15 protein-coding genes and 1 pseudogene are annotated in these 24,095 nt (G+C 60.2%); 6 read left to right on the top strand and 10 right to left on the bottom strand.

Annotated features, from left to right (window positions below):
* Positions 1–99 precede the first annotated feature (99 nt).
* The 4 genes from CWC60_RS15070 to CWC60_RS15055 are packed head-to-tail and all read left to right on the top strand — an operon-like array spanning position 100 to position 8,037.
* Positions 100–2,187 (top strand): hypothetical protein, encoded by a 2,088-nt coding sequence (locus tag CWC60_RS15070; RefSeq protein WP_109794763.1) that lies wholly within the window; start codon positions 100–102, stop codon positions 2,185–2,187.
* Between the two features lie 9 nt (positions 2,188–2,196).
* Complete coding sequence (locus tag CWC60_RS15065) at positions 2,197–3,228, top strand: hypothetical protein (protein WP_109794762.1); 1,032 nt, start codon at positions 2,197–2,199, stop codon at positions 3,226–3,228.
* Positions 3,221–4,603, top strand: a complete 1,383-nt coding sequence (locus CWC60_RS15060) for an EH signature domain-containing protein (protein WP_164516570.1) — start codon at positions 3,221–3,223, stop codon at positions 4,601–4,603. Before CWC60_RS15065 ends, CWC60_RS15060 begins: the two co-directional genes overlap by 8 nt.
* The gene (locus CWC60_RS15055) at positions 4,591–8,037 is read left to right on the top strand and encodes an SNF2-related protein (RefSeq protein WP_109794760.1); all 3,447 of its coding nucleotides are present in this window, start codon (positions 4,591–4,593) and stop codon (positions 8,035–8,037) included. Before CWC60_RS15060 ends, CWC60_RS15055 begins: the two co-directional genes overlap by 13 nt.
* 271 nt (positions 8,038–8,308) lie before the next feature.
* On the opposite strand, the gene CWC60_RS15050 is transcribed toward CWC60_RS15055, so the two are convergent.
* From CWC60_RS15050 to CWC60_RS15015, 9 genes and pseudogenes are all read right to left on the bottom strand, one after another.
* A complete protein-coding gene (locus CWC60_RS15050) occupies positions 8,309–10,021 on the bottom strand; it encodes a UvrD-helicase domain-containing protein (RefSeq protein WP_109794804.1) in 1,713 nt (570 codons plus the stop codon).
* Positions 10,022–10,032: 11 nt separating this feature from the next.
* The gene (locus CWC60_RS15045; RefSeq protein ID WP_109794759.1) at positions 10,033–12,048 is read right to left on the bottom strand and encodes an ATP-dependent nuclease; all 2,016 of its coding nucleotides are present in this window, start codon (positions 12,046–12,048) and stop codon (positions 10,033–10,035) included.
* A 306-nt stretch (positions 12,049–12,354) separates the two neighbouring features.
* On the bottom strand, positions 12,355–13,164 hold the full coding sequence (locus tag CWC60_RS15040; RefSeq protein ID WP_125182797.1) for a hypothetical protein: 810 nt from the start codon (positions 13,162–13,164) through the stop codon (positions 12,355–12,357).
* Between the two features lie 77 nt (positions 13,165–13,241).
* Positions 13,242–14,810 carry a hypothetical protein gene (locus tag CWC60_RS15035; RefSeq protein ID WP_109794757.1) on the bottom strand — a complete coding sequence of 523 codons (1,569 nt, stop codon included), beginning with the start codon at positions 14,808–14,810 and terminating at the stop codon, positions 13,242–13,244.
* Between the two features lie 200 nt (positions 14,811–15,010).
* Positions 15,011–17,581 (bottom strand): PriCT-2 domain-containing protein, encoded by a 2,571-nt coding sequence (locus CWC60_RS15030; protein ID WP_420891161.1) that lies wholly within the window; start codon positions 17,579–17,581, stop codon positions 15,011–15,013.
* A gap of 135 nt (positions 17,582–17,716) precedes the next feature.
* Positions 17,717–18,334: pseudogene (locus CWC60_RS24410) on the bottom strand (bifunctional DNA primase/polymerase); the annotation flags it as partial.
* Complete coding sequence (locus CWC60_RS15025; protein WP_206419952.1) at positions 18,335–18,541, bottom strand: helix-turn-helix transcriptional regulator; 207 nt, start codon at positions 18,539–18,541, stop codon at positions 18,335–18,337.
* A 102-nt stretch (positions 18,542–18,643) separates the two neighbouring features.
* On the bottom strand, positions 18,644–19,096 hold the full coding sequence (locus CWC60_RS23300; RefSeq protein ID WP_125182796.1) for a hypothetical protein: 453 nt from the start codon (positions 19,094–19,096) through the stop codon (positions 18,644–18,646).
* Positions 19,097–19,524: 428 nt separating this feature from the next.
* Positions 19,525–20,799, bottom strand: coding sequence for a tyrosine-type recombinase/integrase (locus tag CWC60_RS15015; protein ID WP_109794802.1), 1,275 nt, complete (start codon positions 20,797–20,799; stop codon positions 19,525–19,527).
* Positions 20,800–21,160: 361 nt separating this feature from the next.
* Between CWC60_RS15015 and CWC60_RS15010 the strand changes: the two genes are divergently transcribed.
* Complete coding sequence (locus CWC60_RS15010) at positions 21,161–21,910, top strand: DUF998 domain-containing protein (RefSeq protein WP_109794754.1); 750 nt, start codon at positions 21,161–21,163, stop codon at positions 21,908–21,910.
* Positions 21,911–22,034: 124 nt separating this feature from the next.
* Positions 22,035–22,607, top strand: a complete 573-nt coding sequence (locus CWC60_RS15005) for a PAS domain-containing protein (protein WP_109794753.1) — start codon at positions 22,035–22,037, stop codon at positions 22,605–22,607.
* Positions 22,608–22,640: 33 nt separating this feature from the next.
* On the opposite strand, the gene CWC60_RS15000 is transcribed toward CWC60_RS15005, so the two are convergent.
* Positions 22,641–24,074 carry a dihydrolipoamide acetyltransferase family protein gene (locus CWC60_RS15000; RefSeq protein WP_109794752.1) on the bottom strand — a complete coding sequence of 478 codons (1,434 nt, stop codon included), beginning with the start codon at positions 24,072–24,074 and terminating at the stop codon, positions 22,641–22,643.
* Positions 24,075–24,095: the final 21 nt, after the last annotated feature.

Raw genomic sequence — 24,095 nt, 5'->3', positions numbered from 1 at the left:
TGCAGCATGGATCACTCGCCGTAAAGTTGGTTCCAATGCTCGGGGTTAGATCAGCTCGTTCGTAGTTTTTCACCTGACTTTTTGGGGGTATGGCGCGGCATGTGGGGACCCGTCTGGGAAAATGCGCAGGCTTTCGGAACGGTTGTCGGCCAAGGCGTTCTTCTGTTCGCAAGCCTGTTGCGGCAGGAATACGCCCCGGGCCTCGTTTGCGTAGCGCTGGTCATCGCGTTGGCCTTTGTAGGTATTCGCTACTACTTCAAAACCCGTAATATCTTGAAGGCCATCAAGGTTTTCTCTGAAATTGTTGAGCGCGCACCGGACGCAGTTGCCTTCCAGCGGAGCTACATTGATCTTTCTTCTGAATTGCATGCTCTGGAGAATCGGAGTCTGAATGAGCCCGCAAGCCGGCTTGGTACTGCTTGGCGCGAATATGCAGAGACTCTAGAGGAGTCTTCGGCCAATGAACGAATTTACAATTCGGTCCGTCCATCATCCTATTTCAATCGTGAAGATCTCGGGATTGAAGACGGCTTCTGGCGACATGTGCCGGCGCTGTTTGTTTCAGTTGGCTTGTTCTTAACTTTTCTTGGTCTCGTCGCGGCGCTCGATACCGCCTCGGAGACTTTGCGGTCGGCTACGGATGGCTCCGAGGCCGGAACCACAGGAGCCCTCACTGACCTCCTGTCCGTCGCTAGCGCAAAGTTCATCATGTCGCTCACTGGTTTGCTTTGCTCAATCTTGTTCACTGTCGAACTTCGGGGCCGTACCGGCAAGATCGACGATCGCTTGTTGAGACTTTGCAATTCGATTGAGAAACGTGTCCTGTTCCGCACGCCCGAAAGCCTGCTGGCAATGATGCTTACCCAGCAGGAGCGGCAGACCGAGCAGTTGAAGGGTCTCTTGCCGGAACTGGTGGCACAGCTTGGTCGCCCGCTGCAGACCGCTGCCGAGCAACAAACCGAACGCCTGGCGTCGATGGAGAACAGCCTGACAGTCGGCCTCCAGACCCTGAACGAGGGGGTGCCGACAGCCATCCAGAATTCCATGCAGCCGATCATGGAGCGTCTGGAGCAGAACCTCGGCAGTACCACAAAGGACATTGCGGATGGCCTGAGCGGTCAGTTGACCGCGGGCATGAGGGACTCCCTGGAAGAGATGGGCAGGACCATGGACAAGGTCGGCCAGTCTCTCTCCGTCATGACCGAGCGGATGGACAACTCCTCCAACACCATGGCCGGGCAGGTCGACGCGGCGGTAGCCGCGCTAGCGCAACAGATAGGTGAGCTACGCAGTCAGATGGCAGCGTCGACAGAGGGTGCCACACAGGTTCTGAACGATGGGACGGAACGTCTGCTGTCGCGAATGGACACGGCCCTGCAGGCAATCCAGCAGAACACGGAACGCGGTGGCGAAACCCTCGAGCGGTCCGCGCAGACCCTGCAAGGAGCCGCGTCAGAGATTGCGGAGACAATCCGACAGGCTGGCGCGGCCTCAGCTGACGAAGCCGACAAGACGGTGCGCCAGGCTGGTGAAAGCGCGACCGCGGCGATGGGCGAGGGACTTGCGGGCCTCGTCGACGGTCTGACTAAGGCCATGTCCGATATCGAGGGACAGACTGGCCGCTTCGCCGAGGCCTTCCGGGGCGATCTGCTGACGCCTATTGAGGAATTGCAGGTCGGCTTGAATCGCTGGCGCGAGGCGATCCAGGGCGCCACCACCCAAAGCCAGCGCCACGCCGATGCGGTCTCGAATAGCGCGGGCGCAATCGAACTGGCCAATGCCGAGATTTCGAAGACGACGGAAGACTTGGCGCGCGCAACCAGTCCGATGGCAGAGGCCGCTGGCCGGATCGAGGCCTCAAACCGTGAACTCGTGCGGATGATCGAAGCCGCAGCCAATGCGATGGAGTTGGCAGTTCAGGGTGTCCAGGAACCGCAGCGCGCGATGCACCAGGCTATCGATTCGCTCGAAACCGCTGTCGACGACTTCAGCAACATCGTCAATCGCTACCAGGACATAGACAGCGCGTTGGGCCGCGCCTTCGAAGAGATCCGCAACCAGGTTCAGCAAAGCGTGCAGGAGATCGGTAGTTTCGCCGAAACGCTCAATACGCAAACGGCCGAGGCGTTGACGACGCTGCGCGCCGTAGTCGAGCAGATCGAGCCCTATCGCGGGCCGAATAGGTAGTCGCGCACCATGGCCATCCTGAGCGGACGGACGCGACGACAGGAAGAGGAAGGCGAATCCGTCTTCGTCTCGATGACCGATCTGTCGGTCTCGTTTCTGTTCATCCTGCTCATCCTGCTGGCATTCTTCGCGACACAGTTCCGCTCAGATCAAACCATTCCACTGGAGGAGCACGTGCGTGTTGTCGGCCAACTGACGGCCGAGAGGGACGAGGCTCGTCGGGAAGCGGACACGCTCCGCGTCCGGATCGCAGACCTCGAGGAATTGGTGGAGAAGCGCGACAGGCGAATTGCCGAGCTCGAACGACTGCTCGCCGACGCAAATCGAAAAATCGAGAAACTCGAGACGCAGATCAGGGAATTGCAGGTACCGGATCCCTTATCGGAATATCTGAGGCAGGCAACGGATCAGCGAAACCTGTTGCTGTCAGAACTGAAGAAACGGATCGAGGAAAAGACCGGCATCAAGGTCTCGATCGATCAGGACAGCGGCCTGATCCGCCTGTCGGCCGACGAACTGTTCGCCTCCGGCCAGTGGCGCGTGACAACCGACCCCGAAGGTACCGCATACAATATCGCCACCGCCATCGCCGAAGCGCTGATCGCTGTGCTGCCACCCTATGCAGTTGGGGAGGGAGGCCACTTCGACCCGGAGAAGAACCGAAACAGCGTACTGATCGAGACTGTCCAGATCGAGGGTCATACCGACGTTGTGCCCGTCAGCGGTCGTGGCGAACTGATCGATAATTACGACCTCTCCGCCCGGCGGGCTGCAGAAATGTTCCGTGTCATGATCGGGAGCAACGACCGGCGGCTCATGAAATTTCGCAACTTGTCCGGACACCCAGTGATGTCCTTTGCCGGCTATGGCGAACTGCGACAGCTTCCAAGGCTTCCGGGCGCCAGCGAGACCGACAACAATCGGAGGAACCGACGTATCGACCTGAGGCTAATCTTGCAGTTGCCCCGAAGCGTCGATGAAATCGACAAGATCAAGGATGCACTCCGCAACAGCGCAGGTAGGACGATCGACGATGAATAAGGAGACTCACCTGTCGGAAGTCCTCCTTGATTCCGTCCGGCGAACCGTAGCACTACCCAGGATCGCATCTGAGCCGGTGGCCGTGAACCGGGCGGCGAAAGCCATTCGCGACCGATGGCCCGATGTGGCTGGACGCGATCTCCCCGGCGACCCGGAAGACATTGTACGAGGGCTGCTCGCGCGCATCGAGCGAGACGACTGGAGAGACTGCTACTGGAGCGACCTTTGCGATGGTATCCGTGCCATCGGTGACACGCGAAAATCATTCTGGAAGCAGACGCAATACAGGCCCGTTCTCGACCTCCTCTTCCAGGAGGTTCGGCGCGGAGAACAGCCGATCTTCATCGCCGCGGCAGCCCGGGCCTATGTTGACAGCTGGGACCGAGATTCCACATTCACCGTCGAGCTGGGCCACCGTCTCTTGCAACGGAAGACGGTGCCGCAAGACTGGTTCCACGAGCTCGCCACGACCTACGCCCTGTTCAATCCTGACGAGGTCGTCGGAAGGCTTCGCGCCGCCCTGATTGAGAGCGACAGCCCCTACGAGACAATTCGCGGCCTCGGCATGCCGGCCCCACATGGTCTCAGTCTTATGCAAGAGGTGCACAGGGACTTCATTCGTCATCTGGATCGAAGGCTGCAGGCTGGTGACGTAGAAGCCTATCGCTTGTTGCTTGACTGGATCGCGCCTGAGGGCAGGGAGCCGATGCTGACCGGGGCCGGAGAAGCCATTGCTGCAATGCTGACGCCTTGGATCGAGCAGGAACCTCCGGCAGAAGTCCGGGATCTTCTGGAACATCGGCTCGTCGAGGCTTTCCAAGATCCACGAATCCTGAGAGCTGGTGCCTGGGGAGCCTGTAGCCGAATTTCGGAGCGCGCCAGCGACGTCATGTTGCGCTGGCTTACCGGCAAGACGATCCGAACCTTCTTCCGGATCATCGATCAGGTCGCTGGCAGTCACATGTGGAAGGATCGAGGGCCATTCTGGCTGGATCGGCTGGAGAAGGGCTACATTCAGGAAGCGTGGTTCGCGCTCAGCCCATTGGGCGAAACTGTTGCAAATAGACTTGATGCAGAGAGTAGAGGAGAGATCTCGCTTGCGTGGGCAGAAAACAAGTCTCGAAACTCAAGTGACAAGGAAAAATGCCTTCTCTTTGTCAAGGACAGTGGCCTGTGGATTGTAGAAGGTTCGCACAATTTCAAGGTACATATTTTTTCGAGGGATTCTGGTGATCCTGTAGCCCCATATCAGGAGGCATACGATTGCGATGAAATTCGGCGGACTCAGAGAGATCGCCGGAACGTTGAAGCGATCGTTCATCGCGGCCCCTGGCAATACAAGGTTGGGAGAAGGATTGCTGAATGGTCCAAGTAGCAGCAAGTCTGACCGATCCCGTTGTCTTCATGGCTCGCACCGAAGGGGCGAAGCGTTGGTTCAGGATTCGCCGGGACGAACCGATTGTCCTGCCGACTGACAGCTGGACCTACGAAGACCACGCACTGGCGACGGCCATCGCCGAACTGCGCCACATCGGCGAGGAGCGGGATGGCGCTGTCCGGTTCGAAGATGACCGTATCGTTGCCGATCATGCCGCGATTGCTGCCTTGGGTGTCAATGCGGCGCGCCAGCTAGGACTGCCTGAAACGGTACCGTACGCTTTCCATGCCGACACCCGCGGCGTAATCGGCAAGGACAGCTTTCGTCTGGTTGGGGACTGGATGGAGGGCGGCCGGCTTGTCACGACGCGCCGAAACGGTGCCTTCCTGACGGCCGCAGGCGGGACCTTTCGGATCCCGGAGCCGATCTTCTCGGCACTTGAGCTATGCGACAGTTTCGAGGCAGGTGCGCTCGACCTGCCGGAACACTGGGCCGCACTGGCGCGGTTTCGGGCGACGCTCGATCCGGAAACCAGCGGCGACATCGCGATAGAACCGAGCGCCGCCGATCACGTGCGCATGGCAGCGGCACTTCAGGAAGCCCGGATTTACACCGCTGCCGCATTCTCACTTTCTCTGCGCTCAGGCGATGAGGAGTTCCAGTTCGATCCGGTGCTGTTCGACACCGCCACGATCGATGCCCGGCGCGAGACAGGACTGGAGATCAGCGAGCGGGACGGCCTTCTTGGCGTGGAACAGGCGGGTGCGTTCCGGAGCGATCCCGAACGCGGCTTCAGGGCCTTTGACCGGGTAAAGCGCACATATGTGGTCGGGCGCGGCCAGTACGTTCTGCTGGACGACGACCTGGCGTCGGTTCTTCAGGTGGTTCGCGACAAGCAGGAAGCGCCCGTGGAGGAGCGAAAGGCCTTCTTCGCCAATCCCAAACCTGCAATCCGTGAGGCGCTGGGGTCGAAACGAGAAGCCAACGACGACGATCCGACTACCGCGATGCAGATCGACGAGAGCGTTGAAACAGCCATGGATGGCCTGTTTCAGGAGACTCTGGAATACGCGGACAGGGCCATCGGATCTGGCGCGTGGACGAAGCCGGAGCTGGAGTTCCTTCCCAAGGTCTCGAATGTCTGGCTGCCTGAATCCTTTGCCGTCAATCTCGCCGGTACCTGGGTTAATGTCACTGAGTCCAGTGCCCCTGCCGAGCGGAAGAAGCTGCAAGCGGCGATCGACGAAGGGCGCGCCAGCGTCGAGATCGATGGCAAGGCGGTGCCTGCCACACAACAGTCCATCGAAGATCTCGAGCGGCAGGTGCGCGAACGCGAGATGCCTCCGGAGTCGCAACCGCGCCCGGAACCCCCGTCTCCGACGCCATCGGACAAGATCGTCGTTAAGGTACACGAGAACTTCGTCGAGGAGGACTGGTCGCCGGCAACACCGCCACGCCACGCGCCCGACGGAGACGGTCTGCCGGAAACCGTTCTAACCTCACCGATGGTCCACCAGGTGGAAGGCATCGCCTGGCAGATCGCCGCGTGGCGCGCCGGTATGCCGGGCATTCTCAACGCAGACGATCAGGGGCTAGGCAAGACCTTCCAGACTTTGGCGTTCCTCGCATGGTTGCGGTCGGTTCAACGAAGGGGGCCGGGCGGGCGGCGACTACCCATCCTGGTGGTCGCGCCGACCGGCCTTTTGCGCACCTGGGAGCGGGAGGCAGCGACTCACTTGGCCAGCGACACGCTCGGCATGCTCATGCCGGCCTATGGCAGTTCCTTGCGGCATTTAAAGAAGGGGGGGCTGTCCGGGACCGACCTGACGGATGGCGTCGGGAAGCTCGATTTTGCCGCAATCAATGCTGACATTGCCAAGGGCCATGGAGACCGTTGGTGGATCCTGACCAGCTATGAGACTTTGGCGAACTACCAGCACAGCTTTCATGCATTGCCCTTCTCGGTCGTGATCTTTGACGAAATCCAGAAGATCAAGAACGTTCAGACCATCAACGCCAACGCGGCCAGGGCGGTGAAGGCCGATTTCCGTATCGGCCTGACTGGCACGCCAATCGAGAACCATATCCTGGACCTCTGGGCCATTGTCGACGTGCTGGCCCCCTTGCGCCTTGGCTCGATGAAGCAGTTCGCAGCTAGCTACAGGACGATCACCAAAGAGGCGATGACAGAGCTCCACGCAAGGCTGTTCAGGCCGATTCGAACGAGGGAAGCTCGCGAGCTTCCACCTTTGGGTCTACGACGGGTAAAGGAAGACTGCATCGGCGACCTGCCGCGCAAGGACTATCGCCTCTACCCTGGGGAAATGCCCGATATCCAGGCGGAGGTCTACGAAGAGGCGCGCGAGAAGTTGCGGGACGGCGCGCGTGGCAATGCGCTTAAGCTACTGCACCATATTCGTGGGGTCTCGCTTCACCCAAGGTCGCCGCGAGCGGCTTCTGCGGACCCGGACGCCTACGTCGGCGAGTCCGCGCGCTTGAAGACGGCGCTCGAGATTCTCGACAGTATTCATAACGACGGCGAGCGCGCGCTCATCTTCATCGAAGACCATGAAATGCAGTACTTCGTCGCCGAATTGCTGCGTGCCCGGTATGGCCTGCGCGAGGTCCGGATCATCAATGGCCAGACTCCAGTGGCCAGACGACAGCGTAATGTGGAGGCGTTCCAGCATCATCTGGTGAAGGATGAAGGCTTCGATGTGATGGTGCTCGGACCGAAGGCCGCTGGTGTCGGACTCACGCTCACGGCAGCCACGCATGTGATCCACCTCAGTCGCTGGTGGAATCCGGCCGTCGAGGAGCAGTGTAATGACAGGATCTATCGCATCGGACAGTCGCGTGACGTAACAGTGCACCTCCCGCTGGCAGTTCACCCCGCTCGCCAGAACCAGTCTTTCGATTGCGTACTCAACGAGTTGATGAAGCGGAAGATGTCGCTCTCGCGCGCGATTATCTGGCCACCGACACAGGACGACAACGACCTCGGCGCCCTGCTATCCGGTATCGACGGGACCGACGCAGTCGACTATCCGGTAGTCGATGATCGGGACTGGCAGATGTTCGAGTACTGGGTTCAGGACCAAGCCAAGAACGGCAAGGAATGGCACGCCAGCCTGACACACCGATCGATGGAAGGTGGCGCAGACGTGATGCTTGAGCATCGCGTCCGGAAGGACAACTGGGCCATCGCGCAGGCCAAGCATACGACCAGCCCGGTCAAGCTTATCGGGGCGCAGGCTGTTCGGCAGGTCGTTCGCGCACGCTATGAATGGGGGAAGCCAAACCCCCAGCTCGTCGTGATTACGAACGCATTCGGCTTCACGGAAGATGCGATGGAATTGGCGCGTAAGGAAGATGTACGGCTGGTTGGGCGGCATCAGCTTTGCCTCTGGCCTCATCATATCCTGGCTTGAGTCCGACGGGGGCTTGGATAGCCCCTGGATTCGTAGACGCCTTCTTCCCTAATTTTGAGGCAAGGAGGCCATGATGGGCAAAGCCAATTTCAGCGACGATTTCAAGCGGGACGCGGTGGCGCAGATCACCGAGGGGGGAAGACACTATGGGGTCGATGTGTAGGGCCGGATAAGATGGACCGCATAGCGTCAGGAGCGGATGTTCCCTGCAGTATTGGTCTACTTCGAGCCGGAACGTGAAAACGGCGCCGCGCAAAACTGTCGTTAGCAGCTAGATTTCGTGTAATTGAACTTTACAGCCCGTACCGGCGAGGAGTGCCCGCATCCGGGAGGCACTGCTTCTAGGAACAGCAAGCGCAAGAAGACGCTCGGCACGTGAGGCGGCCACGTAGATCTTCCGCGCATCCTCGTCCGCGCTATTTGTCGTCCTTCCCTCAAGATAGTCCATGATTTTGCCAGCAGTCTGGCTCGTCATCACCACGCAGACCGCGGGGAACTCCGCCCCCTTCGCCGAGTGAATCGTGCGCGGAGGCGACGCTTCCGGCGGTGCCCCCGACAAAGCTGCGGCAAGATCTCCGTGTGACTTCAAACGCTGGTTAATGTTCAGACCTTTGACGACATCCCGTCCCACCAAAGCGCGCGCTTTCGCCAGCCATTGATCAGGCGCGTCCGCAGGATCAAAACGAAGTCCATTTGCTACGGCAATGATAGCCGGTCGCCACCGCCCGTCCTCCAACCCATTGTCCGCGATGTAAGTATGATAGTCGCCAGCGCTATTGATGTGCCCTTGCACCACCAAAGTAATCCGGTGAAGCGCAATCAAGGCCTCGCGGCGGTTTCCGGCCGCGAACGCGAAATGATAGTTCATAGCGACTTGCGCCAGCAGCAGTGTCTTGTGGGTAGTCGCCTTCAAGGTGGGCTGACCTATCGCCTTAGCGGCACTCGCCCGTGTCGAAGCTAGGACTGGTGTCTGATCAAACGGTATTCCAAACGGTCGCACCAGTTCGCTGAATTTGGGGCCGATTCTGGCGGACACCCCGCTTCCGCTGTAGGAGAGCAAGTGAACCGGCGTTCGATCCTCCTTATACCGGCCAAGGGGTTTGTCGGGTTCAGTACGAGCGCCGGGCGGACGAAGCGCGGCGATTGCAGCGCATATCGCTGGCGTCGATCTGAAATTCCCGCTCATTGGCAGCCGATCTTCCGCGACAAATGTATCGGCGAACCTCAGCAGCTCATCCGTCACGCCGCCGCGGAACTTATAAATCGACTGGTGCGGGTCACATATCACCTTCACGACAATGCTCGATTTTCGCAACCAGCTAACAATCGCGAGATCAGCGGGATTGCAGTCCTGCGCCTCATCGACAACGATCTCCCGGAATCGCGCGCCAAGGGCGGCGCCGACGCGCGCGGAGAAGGCCGGGTCCGCAAGGTGTTCCCGGACGCAAATGCGTACATCCTCAAAATCGACATGCCCTATTGCACGCGCAACACTGATAATGTTGCGCGCGCGCGTCTCATAGGGGCTGATGTCGCGCGCTGAGACATCGAAGCCTTCACCCTTGGCAAATGCAGCAACCACACTGCCGGTCGCCCGATCGAAGCATTTCAGATGCAGGGATTGTGCCTTGCCGTACGGCTTCACTTCCCAATCGTCCTTGTCAGGCACCAGGCGCGGAGTCGCCGTGCTACCTGGAATGCCAAACGGAGCAATCAGGAACTGCCATAGAAAACGGTCGAAGGTTCCGATGAAGCTTGGGAACAAGGGCGACGGCAGTGAGCCGAAAGCGCGGAGGCGCTCCTCAAGTTCGTCAATGGCTGCGTTTGTGAAGGATAGAAAGGCTACGCCGCGCCTGTCTTCCGGGCTGTCGGTCAGTCGGCGCGCCCGTTCAACCATAGTCCGCGTCTTGCCTGCGCCCGGGCATGCTGTCACGAAGGCAGAACCTTGGTGGCCAATTACGTCGCGTTGCTGGTCGGTTGGCATGTACGGGGCGGTCACGGCACCACCACTGCTTCGATGGCATCCGCGATATAGCGAGGAACCGAAAAGTCTTCGCCGTCCTCGATCAGCCTCGCGAGCACTTGTGCAAAATCGCCCTTGCGTGTTGTCTTGAATATATCATGGATTGCGGTTGCCCGCTCGTCGCCTGAGAGCGCGACAGCGCTGTCCCATTTACTCGCGGAGCGCTGGTGCAAGGTCAGGTAGGCTTTGCGCAAGATCGCCTCGTTGCCAGCCTCCAGCAACTCCGTCTCCAGCGAATAAGTGCTGGTCAGCACCGCGAGATGCTGTTCGGCACCTAGGCGTTTTGCCAGCGCCTTAAGCTCTGCCTTGCGCCGTTCGCCGGGAATCGCTGGGGACGTCGGCGGCATTTCCTCCTCGCCAGTGGCGGCGGGTAGTGGATCTGGTTCAAAGCTAGCCTGCCTCGGTTCGCCATCGTCACCACCCCCGTCCTGGGTTTTCACAGCCTCTTCCTGTTTCTCCTCTTCAGCACCGATACCCTTATCGCCATCAGTCATGATGACGACTTGATCGGCAACCCGCACATCATTTACAGCCGTGAGCAAAAGGGTCGCGTAGGGGCTGAAATCCACGCCGTCGATCGGCACAAAGACTGTCGAGCGGAATAGCCGCAGCTTATCGGGCTGGCCCTTGAGTGTGCGATGTTCTGCGATGGCAGGCAGCAAAAGAGCTTCTGCTATGCCCTCCACAAGGAAGACTCGTCCCCCGAACAACAGCGCCGCTCTCGTCACGTCGAGATAGCGGTCCACCTTGCGCCGCTCAAGCAGGTCGAGATCCATCCGCGCTAGCGCGATACAGTGGGTCGAGCGACGCAGTGGGAGGGCGGCGGTACCAGTGGCCGGTATGCTCTCCGCCTCGTCGTCCTCAGTGGCGGAATAGTCTGGCCTTTGGGCCTTTTCAAACACTGTGGCATCGGCGGCATATGGTTCGGCCGGCACGTCTCCCTCCGAAACCTCCCCAGCTTCCGCCATGTGTGATCGGAAAACCACGAGCCGATCACTGCTGACCCATGCCGACAAGTTGGGAGAATGCGTGGCCACAACTACCTGTAGTTCGCCAGCGGGTCCGTGATCAGCAGGCGCGTGCTTTCGTGAGTCTTCGGCCCGGTCACGCAGAAAGCCGAGAACTGCAGCCTGAAGCTGGGGATGCAGATGCGACTCAGGTTCCTCTACTAGGAAAAGCGTCAGATCGGCAGTACGGACCTCTTCCAGTTCAACAGCAGTGATCGCCATGAACAGCAGATTGGCGTACCCGAGGCCGGAATAACGCAAATCCTCCGGATTGACGCCGTGGTCGGCGAGTTTGAAGCGCAGGTCTCGCGCAATCTCGATAAGCGCTTCGTCGGTTGCAAAGCCCAATGAAGCCGTCTGACGACGTATCCCGGAGGTGAGTTCTGTAAGCCCCTTCTCGACAGCACTGTCTACCTTCGTGAGCACGTCGTGAGCTTGCGTCCGCGCGAGTTCTTTGGCGAGATCGTTCGGGGTCGTGTCACCTAGAAAGTGCTTCAGCAGCGCCATGATCCTTGTCGGGTTGCCTGATGCCAGTGCCCGCTTCGCGTCGCGCAGCGGCGGCAAATAGACATGTCGCACCATGTCATGGCAGCCTGGCTCCGGAGCATTGCCTTCCTTGCCGGCCCAGAATACAGGCCTCGCACCGTCCTGGCTTCCGTCGAAGCGCAATCCGAACGATGCCCGACTCAGCGTTGCGTTTGTGGCAGCGCTGATAAAACGACCCTGCTGACCGGTCGATAGGTCTGAAAAATGCGCTTCTAGCTCGAATTGGTCGTTCGCGCTCTGGAAACGCACGTCTGTTGTTTCGCAGTAGATCTCGCGCCGGCCACCGAGCGGGGCCGTCACCAATCGGATCGAGTCGATAGCGTTGCTCTTACCCCCGTTATTCTCTCCGACGAAAACAGTCAGATCCTTTTGAAGTTCGATCTCACATTGATCAAACGAACGGAAGTTCGCGAGCTTCACATTCTGCAAGTACATTGGCAGCTTCCCCGACCCCTATGACCCTCAACAAAATAAATCAACTGGCACCAGATCCAGAGATCAAAGTAGCAGCTGAGTGCCTGCTGTGGGCCATCGGTGGTTGCCGAGGCGGGAACTCGCGGATGCCCGGGCGCGTCGAGAGCCGATGCTCACCGGTGAAGTGACCGCTTCAAGGGTCGGTTGCCATTGCCCGCAGGGGACGGGCGTGCGGAGGTGTGCCAATAGTGGACGTTACGCCCTGACACGGACCGCATCGACCAAGAGCGAGAACGCTGACGAACCCATCCTCCACTCCAAGGATGGCTAGGTTTTGAGGTCGGCGAGAACTGTCTCAATAGCTTTTTCGATCTGAATTGCATCGCCCTCACGGCCCCAATCCATCTTCAGGCGGGCCGTCACTTTAGAAACAAGCCGAGCACGCGGTAGCTCGCGGTTGCGCGGTTCCAACCGAATCTGCATGACAATACACCGCACTGTGTCGGCAAGAGACACGGTATCGGCGACCATGTCGTCCACGTGACGCAGGCAAACACGCAGAAGGTTCATGATCCCGAAGGCGAGCTCCGGCGTGAGGTCGGTCATTGCAAGGGACTTGAAGTCTACCCCGTGAAGGTCGGTCACGCTATTGTCCCAGAAGGTATTCAGCGGCGTGCCGTATGACCTGATGTAGGTCTGGAATGCCTGAGTCGGCTTCTCGTTCACATGCGCGTAGTGGTTTCGCAGATGCCGAAAGTAACCCAGCGTTCGGAAGTAATTGCTGGTAGGCGGCTTCCCTCGCCATCGTTCAATCTTTTGGCGCAGTTGCTCCTCTTTAGCATCCTCGTGGATGGGTTCTCCCGTTTCGCCGACCAGAACTTCCCGGAGATCCTGCACGTCCTGCATGTAGGCAAGGACGTACTCGACGGAGGCCACAACACCGGTTTGCAGAGCCATTGCCTGAGCGTCACGCGATAGCTCTGGAAGGTCCATGGCACGGCGATAGATCGACTTCGCGTAAGGATTGTCCTCGAAGACTTCCGTTGAAAAAGCCTTCGGGCGGTCCTTCGCAAGCGTCTCAAGCCGGTTCGCTGAGTCCCACTGCTGGAGCGCAGCAAAGCAAATCTGGTCGTTCACCCGAATGAGCTGCTTCGTGAATCGCGCTGCGAGAGGTGTCTTCCTCATCTTGTTTGTAGCGTCGGTCACGGGATCCACTATTGGATCCGCTCGATGATGAATGACCAGTCTTCATCCTGTGGTGGAGACGCCAACTCGACATATTCGTCCTCGGCTGGCGGTCGCATGAAGTGGTTTCGCAACGCCACAGCTAGCGAACGATCCCTGGGCGATTTGAAGTTGGTCAAGATGTCATCCGCCCGAAGAAGCTGCACTTTGTAACGGCTCTTCTTGATGGTGGCTGCGGCCTTGGCAAGCATCGCCTCCGCTTCAGGTGACAGCTGGCCGGTGACCCAGAACTCGAACTTTATATCAAGACCCCGCCAATCGGGGTGCGCAAGCGCCGACTTATAGAATATCGGAATGCTCTTCTGGAGCCATTTCTTTACAAGCGCGTCGGGTATCGTGGCGTAAGGGCTATACCCCTTGCACTCCACGAAGGTGACAGACTCGCCCTCAGCGACGGCAACGACATCCGCCTCGGCCGATTGCCCTTCGATCTTGAAGATCCGGTTCATCCACACGTGGTCGACGAGCCGGTTAAAATATCCCGCCGCCATGAATTCCAGCAGCGTACCGCGTAACTGGATCGCAGCACCCTCAATCTTTCCGAGGCGTTTGAACAGTTCGTCGAGCTTTACCGGATCGATCGCATACCGGGCGGCTTCGATTAGGACTGACCTGACCTGCGACAGGGCTTCCGCCACCTCGTCACCAAATAGGGTGCGCGGCGTTGCCGGTATGATGCCGTTTCGCTTGAGGGCTAGGAATGCGTCGTTTGAGTAGCGTTCCGCTACGAACATTTGGAGGCATGGACCCACATTGCGCAGCTTGCGCAACGTGACGCATTTGCGGACGAAGGGAGCGATGCCCGCCTTATCGACTTCACTTTCCAGCAACACATCGCACGCCAGAAATCCCGGCTTCACCGCGCCATCTCGACCGATGCGCGACATCGGGCCGAGATACGACGGCGCGGTCATGTCCCACGCGAAGGTACCAACCATCGGTACGCTCGCATTATCGCGTGTGGCGACCCGCTCGTAGCTAACGAGGCCGAGCTTCCGGACCCAACCGCGAATAGCGGTAAGAAGGATGCCCTCGGTGATAAGGCGCGCGCGCACGCGAAGCGCGAGCTCATCATAGCGGCCGTCGTATTGTGCCAAGCAGATGCAAGAACCGAGCCCCGGCACATCGATTTTTTGGAGCAGACCCGCTTTGTCCAAACGTTCAAAAACCGTCTCTGGTGAGAGGTGCTTTGCCTGTCGGACCGGAGCGCCGCACATGATCTTGAAGTGCGCCTCCGGCACGATGCCGCTGCGGAGCCGCAGGCCGGCGATCGCATAACCATAGGCGGAGTTGGTTTGCTGGAGCGCTGCGATCAGCCGTTCCCAATACAGCTCCGACCTGAACTGCTGCTCGTGATAGATGAATCGGGCCTTACGCGGGAACATGATGAAGCCAAGGCGCTTGACGCCTTCCGGCAAGCGCGAGACGCGCTTTCGCGCTGCGTCGCCGCTGATCCGAAGCGTCTTGGCAAGGTGATCGCTGACCTCGCTGCTAAGGCTCGGCCCGCTCTGTTTCAGATATTTGGTGATCTCGTCCATCACTGATGCATGCCCATGTCACACAGCGCTATTAATAATTAACCTTCTTGGGCGCGTCTCGCTTTTTCCCGTGTCTGTATAGGGGATTGTTATCGTTGAACAATTATCCGCTAGAATGATGTCATATTGCACCCGACGTCACAGTGGCATGTCCGATAGCCCCAAAAAAAGCTGATCGGCAGACAGACAAAACACCGCCGTCAACACTCCGACTCTACGATCCAGTTTCCGCGCGTTAGAATGGTCTTTCCTCTCCGCTCTGAACGCTGCACCACCATTGGGACCGGCAAGTCATGTCCACCAGAGTATCGACAAGCCTTCACAGCATATCTGGTACCGGGCAACCTGAGTTGCCCGTACCAACGCCTCTCACTGTCAGATTTCTCTATAATAGTATCTATAGAGGATTCCGACAGTGAGCGGTCACGATGCTCAGAACACCAGCTTCTGACTGCCTTTGCATCCGTGAAACGGTCGGGTAGCAGGGCCGCTACAAGATCGGCCTTGCCGTGATAGGCTTGGCGATCGATCCGAAGACAACATCGTGCCCAGAGATGCTCGGCAACAGTGGGCAGCGCTTCGGTCCAATGCAGTACCTCATCCACTTCGATTCCAGGTAGAGGCGCACGTCCCAGAATGTCGATCTGGAGAGGGGTGGCAGCGTTGCGGCGAATGCCTCGCGCCCGACCGATCGCCTGGATGATCTCTCCCTCGGCCGCGCGAAAGCGAAGCGCCTCCGCGAGCTTGTCTGAATGACGCTCGACCTTTTCCGCCGTGCCGATATCGGAAGCCCGTCGACGCAGGCCGAGCGGCCTCGTTGGGTACCAACGCTCGTTGGGGACAACATCACGTGTTCCAAGAACTTCGGCGAGCTTCTCGACCTCATTGGGCGGGATCATTCGACGGCCCACAACAATGAGGCATCGAACACCCTTCCATCGATCGAGGCCCGCCAGGTTGCCGAAGTGAGCTGTCTCGACATTCTCTGGCAGGTTCTGGCATCGCAGTCGACGAACCAGTTCCTTCTGACCGACCACAAGGACATCCGGCCGCATACCATCTTCGAGCTGGGCGCCCATGCCCCGAAACACGCCTGCTCGAGCCTCGATGTACCAAAGGAGCTTCTGAACATTGTTCGTCGCCGCATTGACCGCTGAGCGGCCCATTGAGGTGTCCGGAAAAAGCATCGATTTTCCGAACGAGGTATCGGATATCTGCCGTACCGAGACGCTCTCAGGCAAGGCAGCCACTGCCACCGCCCACGAAGTTGGCCGAGCCTGAAAAGCGGCTTCGACGATTTCGGGGTCGGCGGTTGCGTCCAACAATAGAGTAGGGACCAGCCAGCCGCGGCCGATATTCCGGCGGACAGACAACTCGAGGGCTGGCACCTTGCCACCTTCGGTTTGAATTTTGGTCAAGTGCACACCAGGCACATTGGTCAGGTCTTCAGCCAAGGCCCGTCTTATCGCCATCCAGAGGGCACCCAATTTCCGAACTGTAGCGTTGTCGTGCTCGACGGCTCGCGCTACAGCGATGATGACCTCATCATCAAGTCCACCGTCAGCTTGGGGTCGGGATCGAAGTCGCCAAGTGTACCCTACTGCCGCTGCAGCAAGGTCTTCAGTCATCCCTGCCTGGCGAAGCGCATGGACGCTGAGGCGTTTCGGTCCCATTACCTTCTCAAGGGCCTTTGCCGCAGCCGCGTATTCCAGGGACGCAATGGGATTTATTCCCTCGCCGTCGTCGTTTGGGATCTGCCTAGCTTCGAGCGCCTCCGATGCGACAAGCAATTCACGGTTGTCTGGGTCGCCGTCGCCTGTGCCAGCCCGTGCTACACCCCTGACCGCGAAGGGAGATGGATCTTCGTCGACCACGAGCCATTTCAAACGTTCTCTGTGGATCGTCTCCGGCAGCCCGCCAAAGATCATATTGGAAGGCATGAGCCATAAGTCGGCTTCTCTTTCACGTTGTTTGGATGTCCCGCATTTGCCGTTTGAGGGGCAATTCTTGCAGAGCTGCTTAAGCGGCGCGCCGCACGCCGTCCAGGTCCTGGCAGCGTCGAGACGCCAACACATCGTCAAGCCTGGCTGCTGAGGGTCCGGCCGTTCGATGCCACGAAAGACGGCGACGCGAACGCTCCTTGTTTTTGCCATGGCCAGCCGTTCCTCGTATTCGTCGAGCAACTTGTGTGCCGGCACGGCGATGACGCCAATCGCATCTCTGTTTGTGGATAGATAGTCGACGGCCTCTTCACGAATAGCGTGCGACTTTCCAGAGGCAAGTGCACCTTGGATCACGTGGATCGGCGCGATCGCCTCAGGCAATGGTACCTCGGTCTCGACGCCATTGACCGCGAACCTTACACCGGCCAACCGATCTGTCTCGTGTTGCCAGTGGTTCGCGACGACCGACCAGAATCCGCCGATTGCATGTCTGATCGTTCGATGAGCTTCGTCCGCCGTTCCAGAGACTTTTGGGAAGGCGGGGGGCACGGACACTGAGGCAAGCTTGGAACGCGGCTGATAGTCCCATCCGCAGTTCTTGGCGAGGTGGATAAGTGTCCCCATGGTGATGCCGCCATCGGGCGAAAAGCTGTCCCACTTCTGACGGCACTCATTGGGCTTGTATTTGTTGCCTCGAGTGGACCAACTGTCCCAGAGATCGAATGCAAAGTCGCCGTGATGGAGCGCCATCCCGATTCCGACCCATTCATCGTAACCGGTATCTGGGTTCAGGCACCTGAGCGCCTCTTCGGCGTCCGCAGCGGTCAGGCGGTCCCATCCATTATCCGTAGCGTGATCGAAGCCAGAGAACCCTCGTCGCTCCTTTGGGAGTGAGTTAGGTTGTTTGCGTTCCCGGTTCTGAGGTGGCGGCGCCAGGGCGCGCGCCAGCAGCCAGTCCGGCGCAACGCCGATGGGCACGTCCGGATCGGCAAAACAGTATCTGGCGCCCGTCCAATGGCGCGATGGAGGAGCGACGATGTATCCACCCTTGCCGCGGATATCCACCCCTTTGCCGAACACAGCCGATCGCGTCTTTATCTCGCTACCTTCGCTGGGGTAACGAAAGATGAGGTGCCGGCCACGGCCGGTGGTACTCGTCAGGGTAGGAGCCAAGCGCCCATGTTGTGCCTCAAGCGCTTCCAGAGCTTGCTCGCCGTGCTCTCCGTCAATGTCGAGAACCCAGATGCCGTTCTGACGACCTGTCGGCAGACCAAGATTGTGGCGGTCTGACAGCAAATCCTTTTCGACCCAGCTGTCGATCTGCTCTTGCCTGCGGGTCGCGTCCTTGAACCCACCTCCAATCGCCGGATGCTTGCCCTTGGATGTGCAACCAGGGTCACCGCAGGTGCATCCACCATCGGTCTGGGTGCCGTGAACGGGGAAGACTGCAAAGCCTTCACGAGCGTAGGCGGAGGCCGCTTCGATGACGGATTCTTCGATGGGTGGCTTCGCTAGCCTTTCCTCAAGTCTGAGAGGATCCAGGGTAGGAAGATTGGCGCGATCCGCAGTCCTGCCGACCATTCACGCCATGTCCCGGTCAATTACCCGATCATCGATCCAGGCGTCGATCTCCCGATCGACCCAACGGGAGGCGTGGGGCGTGACATGGGTCGGTCGCGGAAACTCACCGCGAGCGATGAGGCGATAGACTGTCGCGCGGGAGATTCCCGTGCGTGTCAGGACTTCTTTCAGTCGCAGTAGGCGGTGGTCTGCCATGGGGAGGTTCATGGATCGTCTCCAAGTGATTGCGGTTGTTTTCCACGAGCTCTTCTTGGCTCGTCCAAAACATCCTCAAGGAGACAGCCGCCCCCGTGACGGGGGGGATATTTTTCAGTAGTAGACGCGGACCAATCGGTCGAGACGATCTTCCCCAATATGGGGAAGATCCAATTTGTCATTCACGAGCTTTACCCATTCGAAGAATGGCCACTCACCGCTCTGGTCGATCGTCGCGTTGCTGCGCCGGGGTGTCCGTCCTGTCCACTGCTTCCAGACCGGAATTAGCTCTTCGATGAGCAGGTGGGTATAGGGGGTGGGCCAGCCACCTGGTTCAACGATATTGTCGTCTAACTCTCCGAGGCGCTGGATGAGATCCCGGACGCGAGCCATGCTCTCTGTTGGTTCTTCGATATCGTCGACAATATTTCTAAGTCCCAACAGCGATAGCGGCGATCTTGCGCGCAAACCCAGATTGCTGTCATTTGGTGGACGCTTATAGCTCTCCGGCAAGCGCTTCCAGATCAAGATCCTTGTCTGATCACTCAATTCGTCAAGACGATCCATTAGGGCGTCCCGAAGCATGCCCTTGTTTCGATGCCTCCCATTCCAGGAGCACCCGACAGCATCCCAGGCGGAGGCTACCTTTCTGAGATTAACGATTTGGCGCCTCACCTCTGTCGGCGTGCTGCCAGGTGAGGACGAACTGCTCGAATTCTCTGCGTCAGGGCCTTTGAGAGCCCCTATTCGATACCGGAAACGGCGCTCCCATCGATCCTCGGCGAGGATGCCAGCATACATCGCGAGCGCTTCGCGGAGGTCATCTTTCAGCATCCCATCTTGCGGGCCATCTGACTGGCGGCTGGACCTGTCCGCAAGACGGTAGGTCTTCAGTTTGGCAACGATGCAGTCGAGCTGTTGGTCGACCTCTGAATACCGGCGAATGAACATTCCGCCATTGGTGATCGCCTTATGCTTCGGTATCGGACTTCTCCCTATGAAGTCGCTGACCTTCCGCCAGCATTCTGATCGAGCGCATACGCAAAGTCGGCCCATTCCTGCATGAGCGCTCGGCGCTTCTCGAACATGTCACCGCGGCGGTAGGCGGCCTCGACCTTGTCGCCCACCGCGTGGGCCAGTGCCATTTCACGAAGCTCGGCCGGATGGATCGTGCACTCGGCGCACCAGTCGCTGAAAGTGGATCGGAACCCGTGTGCTGTAACCTTGACGTCCATGCGCTTCAGAAGGGCCAGCACGGCATTGTTCGAAAGGTGCGCCTTGCCTCGCCCACCAGGGAAGACGAAGCCATGCAGCGCGCCCGGCGTATCTCCATGGCCATCCAAGAACTCCGCATGGGCCCGTTCGAGCACTGCGAGCGCCTGCTTCGAGAGCGGCACGCGATGCTCTCGGCTCACCTTCATTCGCTCCGCAGGGACCGTCCAAGTGCCGCGCGCGAGGTCGACCTCCTCCCAAATCATGTTGACGACCTCGCCTGGGCGACTGGCCGTCAAAACTTGGAATTCTAGGGCGCGTGCCGCAGCACCCGTGCGGGCGCCGAGATTGTGCATGAACGCCTTCAGTTCGGTATAGGGCAGGGCCTTCATGTGCTGGACCTTGGCGACCTTTCCTGGCTCCGGCAGAAGGGTCTTCAAGTGCCCTCGCCACCGAGCTGGGTTGTCGCCGCTCCGGTAGTTTCGGACCGTAGCCCAATCGAGCACGGATTCGATCCTGCCCCGCAAACGGCTCGCAGTTTCCGTCTTCTCGCGCCAGATCGGCTCGAGGACCTTGAGCACCATCGATGTGTCGATTTCGTCAACCGGCAGCTTGCCGAACACCGGGTAAGCATAGGTCTTCAGGGTATTGACCCATTGTTGACGATGCTTGGCATTGCGCCATGAAGCCTCCTTGGCGGCAACATAGGCTTCGGCACACTGCTCGAAAGTCATGACCCGCACATCGTCCGCCTGTTGGGCGATACGTTGGCGCTTGCGTTCCTCGATCGGATCAAGGCCGTCGCGCTTAACCATGGCACGATATGTGTCTGCCAGCTGCCGGGCTTCGCTGAGGCTCACACTATCGGCGGGGCCCAACCCCATGTCTCGGCGTCGCCCACGGAGCATGTAGCGATAGAGCCAGCTCCGGGCGCCAGTCCGGGAGACTTGCAGGTAGAGACCGCCACCATCGGCATGCAGCCCTGGCTGGTCCGTGCTGGCAACTTTCCTAGCGGATAGCCGATAGCGTGAATGCGGCAAAGCACGATTCCTACCCATCAAATTACCCATCACTATGGCTGCGCTGCCTAGCAATAGCAAGAGACGTGGTGAGACGGCGCGTGGTGGTGTACTGTGGGTTAATATATTGAATTGTATGTATATATTGAGACTCTCAGAGAGCATGTGAGACGGCAGGAAACAAGGGATTCAGGGGACATCCTCTCCGCCATCCCTTTTTTGCCGATCCGCCCGGACGCCATTTGGCGGTCCCTGGCTGCATGCGGGTCGACGCCGGGCTCCTGGCAGCCTGCGGTCGTTCGGCTGCTCCATTCTTCCCCAGGGGAAACTGTGGCATGATCGGGTTTCTGGCCCGACCGTCGCGATTCGAAACCTGCGGAACCGGCGTGGAGAGACGGCGATGGACGAGAACGGTGCGGCGCACAGCCGCCAGTACTTCCTGAGTTACCGCGACCTGCGAAAGCTGGTCGGACTGCTGGGGATGATCCTGCCGGTGGCTGTCGTGGTGCGGGGCTTCCTGGAGTTCGGTCTGGATATCCCCTCATCGATCAGCGCGTACTACTATACCAACGCGGATGCGGTGCTTGTCGGCACCCTGTTCGCGATCGGCGTGTTCCTGCTGGCCTATCGCGGACCGAAGGGGGAGGACCGTGTGCCCGGCCGGATCGCCGGCCTCGGCGCGATCGGCGTCGCGCTGTTCCCGACCGGATATCCCGACCATCTTCCCGAAGGCGCGCGCTGCGCGGCGGTCGACGGGCTGCCGCCGCCAAGCTGCGTGCCCCAGTTCGTTGCGGGGGATTACGTTCACCTGGCGGCTGCCGCCGTCTTCTTCCTGACGCTGGCCTTTCTGGCCTATTTCCGCTTCACGCTTTCGGGCCTGCCGAGCGAGGCCAGGCTGCCGCGGCAGAAGGCGCGCCGCAACCGCATCTACCGGACCTGCGCGGTCGTCATGGTGGCGATGCTGGCCCTGATCATCATCGACGGCGAGGTGGGACTGGGCGAGGCCATCGGCACCAGGGCGCTGGTGACCTGGCTGGAGACGATCGCGATCTGGGCGTTCGGGTTCGCTTGGCTGACCAAGGGGCAGGCCCTGTTTCCCGACGAGACGGCCGTTTCGGAACAGCGGACGGGCACGGCGCAAGCGGTCTGAAGGGACAAATGGCCGTTGCATTCAATGGCGAATAAATGAAACAGTAACTTAACGATCCGGCTATCGCGACCCTCCCCGATGGCCAGCTGCAGCGCCGGACAAGTAACTGGGATCGGATGAAGCGATGTCTGCCAACGAGCATCGGCAACGCCGGTTGTTGCGGTATACGACCGAGGTTCTCCATCTGGAGCGCGACAGCATCGACAGGCTTCCCGAGGCGCGCCTGCCGGCGGATCTGCGGGAGTTCGCCGATGTCTGGCTGAAGCTGCGCGGCGACCGCGCGGCACCGCTGAAACGGGATATCGGCCCCTTTTCCATACCCGCGCGCCTGCTGCCCAACATCATGCTCTGGGAGATCCTGGAGGACGACTATCTCTGCCGCCTGGCGGGCACCGGCCTGCGGGCGCGGTCGGAGAAGGAACTGAGCGGCTGCCTGCTGAGCGACCTCTACGGTGACACGGACCATGAGGCCTGGGATGAGTTCGACGGCGTGGCCCGGGGCGGCGTCTATTCCCTGGTGGAAAGGGCGGTGATCTGGGACGAGCTGCCGACGTCGGTCCGCACCCGCCTGCTGCTGCCGCTGCTCGGCGATGATGGCGATGCGCGCTACATGGTGGCGCTGATCGGGCCCAGTTTCCGCTACGAGTGGGAGCCCGGGTTCGGCGCGGTCCGCGCGGAGAACGCCCCGCCGGACTGACGGCGCGTAAAACGTCCCGGGCGGCGCTGCAGCTCAATTGCGGATCAGAAGTTCCGCCGGCTCCTCCAGCATCTGCCTGACGCTGTTCATGAACCGTGCGCCGTCCGCACCGTCATTGACCCGGTGGTCGAACCCCAGGCAGACGGGCAGGATCAGCGCGGCGCGGGTCTCCGCGTGCTCGATATCGCCCTCGATCAACGGCTCGAGGCGCGCCCGCGCGGCGCCGAAAATGCCCACCTGCGGCGGATTGATGATCGGCGTGAAGCCCGACCCGCCCAGCGCGCCGACATTGGTCAGCGTGAAGGTTCCGCCCGAAAGGGTTTCCCGCGCCGGCCGCTTTTCGCGGAGTTCGGCGGCCAGTTCGCCCAGTTCCAGCGCCAGGTCGAGCACGCTCTTGCGGTCGGCGTCGCGGATCACCGGCACGATCAGGCCGCGCGGCGTGTCGATGGCGACGCCCATGTTGATCGCTTCTAGGTAGACGATCTCCTCGGCATCGGCGTCCAGGCGGGCGTTGAAGCGGGGGTGCTGGCGCAGGGCCGCGCCCAGCGCCTTCATCAGGAAGGGGGTGAGCGTCAGCTTGCCCCCCTCCGCCTCGACGCTGCCGGCATGCTCGCGACGCACCCGCTCCAGCGCGGTGATGTCGATGCGCTCGTGATGGGTGACATGGGGAATCTCCGACCAGGCTTGCGCCATGCGCCGGGCGGTGGCGCGGCGGATGGACCGGAGCGGCTCGCGCCGCTCCTCGGCGGATCCGCCGGCGTCCTTCGGCCTTTCCGCCTTCCTTTCGCGGGCGCCTTCGGCTTTTTCGCCAGTTTCGCCGGCGGCGGCGCGGACATCGTCCTTCAGCACGCGGCCCTCCTCGCCGCTGCCCTCGACCGATTTCAGGTCGACATCCAGTTCCCGGGCGAGCTTGCGGACCGCTGGCGTCGCCTTTGCCGGGCGTTCGCCCGCGTCGCCTTCGCCCCCTCTGCCCTCCTTGCCGCTGCCGGAGGCGCGCCGGGCGGCCTCGGCGGTCTCCTCGTCCTTCGCCTCGTCGGCGCCCGTGGCGAGGTCTTCGCTTTCGTCTTCCTCGTCGCGGTCCCTGTCCCTCGCGCCTTCGTCGGATTCGCCGGACTGCATTTCTTCGCCTTCGTCCGCCTCCTCTTCCTCGGCCTCTTCTTCGCCCGCGTCCTCGGCCTCTGCCGCTTCGTCGTCCTCGCCGCTGTCATCGGTCGCATCTTCGGCGTCGTCACCCGTTTCGATGGTCATCAGCACGTCGCCGACCTCGACGGTGTCGCCTTCCGCGACCCGGATCTCGGCGATCTCGCCGCTGACGGGGGAGGGGATTTCGACCGCGGCCTTGTCGGTCTCGGCGACCAGCACGTCATCGCCCTCACTCACCGTATCGCCCTCGCTGACGAGCAGTTCGACGATCTCGGCCTCGTGAATACCCTCGCCGGGATCCTGCAGCTTGAATTCGAATGCCATGGCGACGTCTCCCTGGCGGAT

Origin of the sequence: Minwuia thermotolerans, from assembly GCF_002924445.1 — a bacterium.
GTDB classification, from domain to species: Bacteria; Pseudomonadota; Alphaproteobacteria; order Minwuiales; family Minwuiaceae; genus Minwuia; species Minwuia thermotolerans.
Note: the sequence above shows the minus strand (reverse complement) of the source record. Positions and strands in the feature narration are given on the sequence as shown.